Origin of the sequence: Mycobacterium aquaticum, assembly GCF_002086485.1 — a bacterium.
In the GTDB taxonomy this organism is placed as follows: domain Bacteria; phylum Actinomycetota; class Actinomycetes; order Mycobacteriales; family Mycobacteriaceae; genus Mycobacterium; species Mycobacterium aquaticum.
On record NZ_MVHF01000098.1, the window covers coordinates 1 to 875 of the forward strand.

General features: G+C 67.3%; 1 protein-coding gene. It reads left to right on the forward strand.

The genetic code is table 11. From position 1 onward, the window contains the following. Positions 1–873 (forward strand): pyridoxal 5'-phosphate synthase lyase subunit PdxS (pdxS, locus tag BST13_RS38060; RefSeq protein ID WP_142282956.1); only part of this gene is annotated, 873 nt, incomplete at its 5' end. Positions 874–875: the final 2 nt, after the last annotated feature.

An 875-nucleotide genomic window follows, 5' to 3' on the forward strand; every position in this document is an offset into this window, starting at 1 on the left:
GGTACCGCGCGCGTGAAGCGCGGGATGGCTGAGATGCTCAAGGGCGGCGTCATCATGGACGTCGTCACCCCCGAGCAGGCGAAGATCGCCGAGGCCGCCGGTGCGGTGGCGGTGATGGCGTTGGAGCGGGTGCCTGCCGATATCCGGGCCCAGGGTGGGGTGTCGCGCATGAGCGATCCCGACATGATCGAGGGCATCATCTCCGCGGTCACCATCCCGGTGATGGCCAAGGCGCGGATCGGGCATTTCGTGGAGGCGCAGATCCTGCAGGCCCTGGGGGTGGACTACATCGACGAGTCCGAGGTGCTCACCCCGGCCGATTACACCAATCACATCGACAAGTGGCGGTTCACCGTGCCGTTCGTGTGCGGGGCGACCAATCTGGGTGAGGCGCTGCGGCGGATCACCGAGGGCGCGGCGATGATCCGGTCCAAGGGTGAGGCCGGCACCGGGGACGTCTCCAACGCCACGACGCATATGCGCAAGATCGGTGGCGAGATCCGCCGGCTCACCTCGATGAGCGAGGACGAGTTGTTCGTGGCGGCCAAGGAGTTGCAGGCCCCGTATGAGTTGGTGGTGGAGGTGGCCAAGGCGGGCAAGTTGCCGGTCACGTTGTTCACCGCCGGTGGCATCGCCACGCCTGCGGATGCGGCGATGATGATGCAGCTCGGTGCCGAGGGTGTGTTCGTCGGCTCCGGGATCTTCAAGTCGGGCAACCCGGCGCAGCGGGCCGCGGCGATCGTCAAGGCCACCACGTTCCACGACGACCCCGACGTGCTGGCCAAGGTCTCCCGCGGCCTGGGCGAGGCCATGGTCGGCATCAACGTCGACGACATCCCCCAACCACACAGGCTCGCCGAACGCGGCTGGTAAAC